This is a genomic window from Mesorhizobium sp. M7A.F.Ca.CA.002.15.2.1 (genome assembly GCF_003998715.1).
GTDB lineage: Bacteria > Pseudomonadota > Alphaproteobacteria > Rhizobiales > Rhizobiaceae > Mesorhizobium > Mesorhizobium ciceri.
On the sequence record NZ_RZPI01000304.1, the window covers coordinates 1 to 6,265 of the forward strand.

Sequence of the window (6,265 nt, forward strand, 5' to 3'; positions counted from 1 at the left end):
CCTCCGAAGAGATCTGGGTGCCGTTCGTCGCCGGCGCGACGGTGGTGCCCGCTCCTGGCCAGATGCCGCTGGTGGGCGAGGAACTCGCCGATTTCCTGCGGCTCCATGACATCACCTGCATCGCCTGCAGCCCGACGCTGCTGTCGTCGATGACATCGGATGTGCCCAGCCTGCGCACGCTGCTGGTGGGCGGCGAGGCCTGTCCGCACAATCTGGTGGTGCGCTGGTCGAAGCCGGGGCGGCAGATCCTGAACACCTACGGCCCGACCGAGGCGACCGTCACCGCCACCATGGGCGCGCTGACGCCGGACAGTCCCGTCACCATCGGCGCGCCGCTGCCGACCTACTCGATCGTCATCCTCGACGCTTCGCTGCCGCAGCTTGCCGAGCCGGGCGAACTGGGCGAGATCGGCATTGCCGGCATCGGGCTCGCGGTCGGCTATCTCAACCGGCCCGACCTGACCGAACAGAAATTCATCGCCGATTTCGTCGGCCTGCCGAACAACCCGTCCAAGCGCATCTACCGCACCGGCGACCTTGGCCGCATCAACGACCAAAGCGAGATCGAGTATAACGGCCGCATCGACACCCAGGTGAAGATCCGCGGCTACCGCATCGAGCTCGGCGAGATCGAGGCGGTGCTGCTCGACCAGCCCGAGATCGCTCAAGCCGCCGTCACCACCTGGGAGATCGAGCCCGGCCGCGTCGAACTCGTCGCCTATTTCGCAGCGAAGGCCGGCCAGACGGCGATCTCGCGCGCGGACCTCGCCAGGACGATGAAGCGGCGGCTGCCGGACTACATGGTGCCCTCCTATCTCGAGGAGCTGCCGGCGATCCCGATGACGGTTTCCAACAAGGTGGATTTGCGCCAGCTGCCGAAGCCGACAAGCGTGCGGCTTTCGGGCGATCGCGCCATGGTCGCGCCCGCCAATGACGACGAGCGTTTCCTGGCCGACGCGCTGGCCGCGGTGCTGAAGTTCGACGAAGTGTCCGTCGAGGACAATTTCTTCGACGATCTCGGCGCCAACTCGCTGCTGATGGCGCATTTCTGCGCCCGTGTGCGCACCAGGAAGGAATGGGCGACGGCGTCCATGCGCGACATCTACCTCCACCCGACCGTGGCGCGGCTGGCGCTGCATCTGGGCGTAGCGGACGAGATGACGACGGCCACCAACGAGCCCGTCCTCACGCGGCGGGCCTCCAATCTTGCCTATTGGACCTGCGGCGCCGCACAGCTGATGTTCTACGGGCTCTACAGCTATGGCGCCCTGTGGGCGATCAATGGTGGTCTCAACTGGATGTACGACGCGCTCGACGATCCGCTGCAGCTCTACATCAGGTGCGTGGCGCTTTCGGCCGCCGTGTTCTTCGGCATGTCGGGTTTTGCCGTCCTCGCCAAATGGGTGCTGGTCGGCCGCTGGAAGGCGGAAGCGTTTCCCATCTGGGGCGTGCGTTACTTCCGCTTCTGGGTGGTCAAGACGTTGATCCGCACCGCGCCCGTCGTGCTGTTCCGCGGCAGCCCGCTCTACAGCATCTACCTGCAGCTTCTCGGCACCAGGCTCGGCAAGAACGCCGTCATCGAATCGAAATCCGTGCCCGTCTGCACGGATCTCATCTCGATCGGCGCCAACACCATCCTGCGCAAGGAATCGATGATCCTCGGCTTCCGGGCGCAGGCCGGCTATATCCACACCGGGCCGCTGACCATCGGCCGCGATGCCTTTGTCGGCGTCGGTTCGACGCTCGACATCGACACCAGGATCGGCGACGGCGCCCAGCTCGGCCATTCGTCCTCGCTGCACCGCGGCCAAAGCATCCCCGACGGCGAACGCTGGCATGGCTCGCCGGCCGTGCCGACCACGGCCGACTATTGCAAGGTGCGCAATGTCGATCCGTCCAACATCCGGCGCTTCCTGTTCGAAGCGGTTCAGCTGATCGGCCTGTTTGCCATCGTCACTCCCTTGCCGCTCCTGTTCCACAGCTATTGGGAAAATGTCGGCGACGACTACCAGGAAACCATCGGCGTCGTCGCGATCGGCACCACGGTGACGCTGTTCGGCTACATGGCCGCATCCTTCCTGGCGGCGACGCTGGTGCCGCGCCTGGTCAGCCTGCTGTTGAAGCCAGGCCGCACCTACACGCTGTACGGCTTCCGCTACTGGCTGCAGACCGTCGCTGAATTCTCCAGCAATTCCCGCGTGCTCGGCCTGCTGGCCGGCGACAGCTCGGCCATCGTGCACTACATGCGAGCGATCGGCTGGAATCTCAACAAGGTGGTGCAGACCGGCTCCAATTTCGGCTCCAACCAGCAGCACGAAAACCCGCTTCTGTGCGAGATCGGCACCGAGACCATGGTGTCGGACGGGCTGTTCATGATCAACATGCACAAATCCGCCGCCGCCTTCAGGCTCGAGCCGACGAGGATCGGCGAGCGCAATTATCTCGGCAACAACATCTACTATCCGCCGGACGGCCGCACCGGCGACAACGTCCTGCTCGGCACCAAGGTGATGATCCCCATCGACGGGCCGCTGCGCGAGAATGTCGGGCTCTTGGGTTCGCCTGCCTTTGAAATCCCGCGCATGGTGAACCGCGACAAGGAACTCATCGCCGGCATCGACGAGGACGACCGGCGCCGGCGCATCCCATTGAAGAACCGCCACAATCTGGTGACGATCCTGCTGTTCGTGGCAACGCAATGGGTCATGCTGTTCGCCACGCTGGCGATCTGGGACCGGGCGCTGAACTACTACACCGAATGGGCTGAAGTCGCACTGTTCGTCGCCGTGCTGCTGACCTCGGCGATCACCATTCCGTTCTACATCTTCGTGGAACGGGCAAGTCTTGGTTTCGGCAGGCTGAAGCCGCAGATGACGACGATCTATGACGTCGCGTTCTGGCGTCATGAACGCCACTGGAAGCTGGCGGATTCGCCGATCGTGCGGCTGTTCGCCGGCACGCCGTTCCGGCCGATGATCCTGCGCATGCTGGGCGTCAAGATCGGCAGCCGTGTCTATGACGGCGGCAGCAATCTGACAGAACGCTCGCTGGTGGAGATCGGCGACGACGCCACCCTCAACGAGGGCTGCGTCATCCAGGCCCATTCGCTGGAAGAAGGCGCCTTCAAGTCCGACTTCATCCGCATCGGCAAGGGCTGCACGCTCGGACCCTCCGCCTTTGTCCACTACGGCGTTGTCATGGGCGAAGGTTCGGTGGTCGATGTCGACTCCTTCGTCATGAAGGGCGAAGAGCTGGAGCCCAACTCCATATGGCGCGGCAACCCGGCCAAGCTGCATCGCTTCGTCGAACCGATCACCGAGTCCTCGGCCAAGGCATCGGCTTGAACACCGAGGACATCCGTCTCGTTGCCGTGACCAGGGCCAACCGCGCTCTGGTGGCGGCCCTGGAACTGGCTCCGGAGCAGAGGGATTTCGTCGCCGGCAATTCGGAGTCCCTCGAAGAAGCCGAAACCGACGAAGACGCGCGGCCGCGCGCCATCATGGCTGGGACCCGTGTCGTCGGTTTCCTGATGTACGATGCGTCGGACAACGAGGCGCTGGTCTACCGCTTCATGATCGACCGCGCCCACCAGGGCAAAGGCTATGGCAAAGCCGCATTGCGCGCCTTGCTCGACGAGATCGGAAATCTCGGCCATATCAGGGAGGTTTCGATCTGCTACGAGCCCGAGAACGAGGCCGCACGCCACCTCTATCGCGCAGCCGGCTTCGTGGAACAAGGCATCGACGAGGACGGAGAAATGATCGCCGTCCTGCCGATGGTCGATCGTTGACGCCGCCCGTTGCGAATTCATCGGCGGAAACGACCCTGCTGGAGGCTATGGCCGCGATCGCGCCGAGCGGTGTCCGGATCGGATGCCGCCTGATCCGCGAAGGCGATGAAGCCCATCTGCTGCCCATGGAAGCCCGCTCTATCGCGGCGCGCCAGCTTGCCATGCGGCGCGCCAGCGGCGCTGCGCGCTGGATCGCGCACGGACTGCTGGCGGAGCTTGGCGTCGGCGACGTCGCCATCCTGCGCGCGCCAACCGGCGCGCCGGTCTGGCCCGAGGGAATAATGGGTTCGCTCGCGCACGACGACGACATGGCGGTAGCGGCGGTTGCACCGGTTGGCGATATCGCCTCGCTCGGCATCGACGTCGAGCCCGCGCAGCCTCTCCCGGATGATATTTTGGCGCTCGTGACAACACCCGCGGACCGCACCGACGCAGCCGACCGGCATCTTGCCGGCCGCATCCTTTTTGCCGCCAAGGAAGCCGTCTACAAGGCCGTCTATCCGCTCGATCGCGAGGTGCTGGGCTATGAGGACATCACCGTCGACCTGAACGCAGGCCACGCGACGACGAAGACAGGCCGCAAGGCCAGGCTCGCCTACTGCGTTGCCCCGCGCGTGGTGGTGCTGGCGTTTGTCGAGAAAGACAGGGGTTAGCGCGCAGTCCTATTCGCCAACGATCTCCGTATACGCCCTCACCTCGCCATCCAGCCCGCGCAGCCGCCAGTTCTCGCCCTCCCGTCCCTCGACATGGCAAGGCCCGATCGGCACCTTGCCGCCGCCTTCCGGCAGGTCGAGCACATAGACGGGGTTGCAGATGCCCGACAGTCGCGCCCGCAGCGCTTCGGTCAGCGCCTGCCCCTGCGCAATCGTCGTGCGCCGGTGCGCCATGCCGCGCGCGAGGTCGCCATGGTGCAGGTAATAGGGTTTGACGCCGAGGCGATACATCAGCTCGCGGCAGAGCTCCTCCAGCGCCTCGACGCTGTCGTTGACGCCTTTGAGCAGAACGCTCTGGTTGAGCAGCACGAAGCCGGCTTGCCGCAGCGTGCGACAGGCGGTTTCCGTGGCCTGAGTGATTTCCCGCGCGTGGTTGAAATGGGTGACGATGGTGACCATCAGCCGGCCCTGCAGGGCCGCAACCAGCCCCGGCGTGATGCGCGACGGCAGCGCCACCGGAACGCGCGTGTGGATGCGCAGCAGCCGCACATGCGCGATCGCTTCGATGCGCGCGCGGATTTCGGCCAGCGCCTTGTCGGGCAGCGACAGCGGATCGCCGCCGGTCAGGATCACCTCGCGGATTTCGGGGTGATCCGCGATATAGGCCAGCGCCGGCTCCAGCGCCTCGCGCGTATAACCCCTGCCGATCGAGGTCAGCGATTCCTTGCGGAAGCAGAACCGGCAATAGACCGCGCATTGGTAGGTCGGGAACAACAGCACCCGGTCGGCATGGCGATGCGTCAAGCGCGGCACCGGGCTGAAGTCATGGTCGGCGATCGGATCGTCGAGTTCGCCTTCCGCTTCCTCAAGTTCTTGCGGAGACGGGATGACCTGCGCCCGGATCGGATCAGCCGGGTCGTTCCAGTCGATCAGGTCGAGATAGGCTTTGGGCGCGCGCACCTTGTGGTTCGCCGCCGCGGCCTGGGCGGCTGCGCGCTCGGCTGACGACAGCGGGAGGCGGTCAAGGTCGCGGACGTGGCGCACCCCGGCGCGGACGTCCGCCTGCCAGGCGGTGTCAGGATCGGCGGAGCGTGCATCGTGGAGGTTCGTGTCTGAAGTCATCAGGGTTCTCGGGGCAGTTTCTGGCGGAGCTATCGGCCGGATGGCCAGGCGGGTCAACCTTCTGGGGTGGTCGCCGCCATCAAATCCACCGCCTGCAAATCCGTAGGTATTTAGCCAAAATGGCACTATTCTGCGCAGTCTGGGCTTCAGGGAAAACGAATGGACTTCAGCACAGGCCATGGTTACCTGCTCATCGGCGGCCTCATCCTCGTCGGTACTGGGCTGCTCATCCTGTCGCTGATCGTCAATCTGCGCGTCGCCCACAGTGTGCGCGACGACGTGCGTCATCGCGAAAAGCTGCTGGAATACTACCGTAACATCTTCTCGCAGTTGGGCGTGATCCTGATCGGCATCGGCGTGTCGCTGTTCATCTTCTTTTTCCAGCAGAATTACCAAGACCAGCGCAGACGCGAAACGGATCTCCAGCAGGTTCTGGCCAAGCTGGCGGCGCGCATCGCTCGTGGCGCTCCCCTCGTCGAGTCACTTGGCGAATTCGACGCGCTGCTGGATGACGGCGGGGCCTACGTTAGTCCCGAACTTGGTGGAACCAACGCCGCCATCGGCGCGCAGGGAGCGGAGCTTGGCAAGCAGATCCGCGAAATCCTGCTGGTTGAGCGCGACGTCGACATCCGGGACTTCGACATCCTCAACCTGTCGCGCACGATGTCGAACCATAGCGTCGGATCGAGCTGGTTGACGA

Annotated in this window: 4 protein-coding genes and 1 pseudogene; 4 read left to right on the forward strand and 1 reads right to left on the reverse strand. The window is 64.7% G+C overall.

Features of this window, described 5'->3' with window-relative positions; all coding sequences use genetic code 11:
* From ENZ74_RS17760 to ENZ74_RS17770, 3 genes are all read left to right on the forward strand, one after another.
* A partial coding sequence (locus ENZ74_RS17760) for a Pls/PosA family non-ribosomal peptide synthetase (RefSeq protein WP_127312894.1) occupies positions 1-3,344 on the forward strand: 3,344 nt, incomplete at its 5' end.
* Positions 3,341-3,790 carry a GNAT family N-acetyltransferase gene (locus tag ENZ74_RS17765; RefSeq protein ID WP_244514318.1) on the forward strand — a complete coding sequence of 150 codons (450 nt, stop codon included), beginning with the start codon at positions 3,341-3,343 and terminating at the stop codon, positions 3,788-3,790. The genes ENZ74_RS17760 and ENZ74_RS17765, both read left to right, overlap by 4 nt.
* Positions 3,791-3,837: 47 nt before the next feature.
* Positions 3,838-4,443 (forward strand): 4'-phosphopantetheinyl transferase superfamily protein, encoded by a 606-nt coding sequence (locus ENZ74_RS17770; RefSeq protein WP_063170289.1) that lies wholly within the window; start codon positions 3,838-3,840, stop codon positions 4,441-4,443.
* Positions 4,444-4,452: 9 nt separating this feature from the next.
* On the opposite strand, the gene ENZ74_RS17775 is transcribed toward ENZ74_RS17770, so the two are convergent.
* Complete coding sequence (locus ENZ74_RS17775; RefSeq protein WP_063168613.1) at positions 4,453-5,565, reverse strand: KamA family radical SAM protein; 1,113 nt, start codon at positions 5,563-5,565, stop codon at positions 4,453-4,455.
* A gap of 159 nt (positions 5,566-5,724) precedes the next feature.
* On the opposite strand from ENZ74_RS17775, the pseudogene ENZ74_RS17780 reads away from it, so the two are divergent.
* Positions 5,725-6,265 (forward strand): annotated as a pseudogene (locus tag ENZ74_RS17780) (hypothetical protein); the annotation flags it as partial.

Excerpts from the sequence above, each read along its gene's own strand:
- ENZ74_RS17775 (WP_063168613.1), bottom strand. The coding sequence starts at position 5,565 with ATGACTTCAGACACGAACCTCCACGATGCACGCTCCGCCGATCCTGAC.
- ENZ74_RS17770 (WP_063170289.1), top strand. The coding sequence starts at position 3,838 with ATGGCCGCGATCGCGCCGAGCGGTGTCCGGATCGGATGCCGCCTGATC.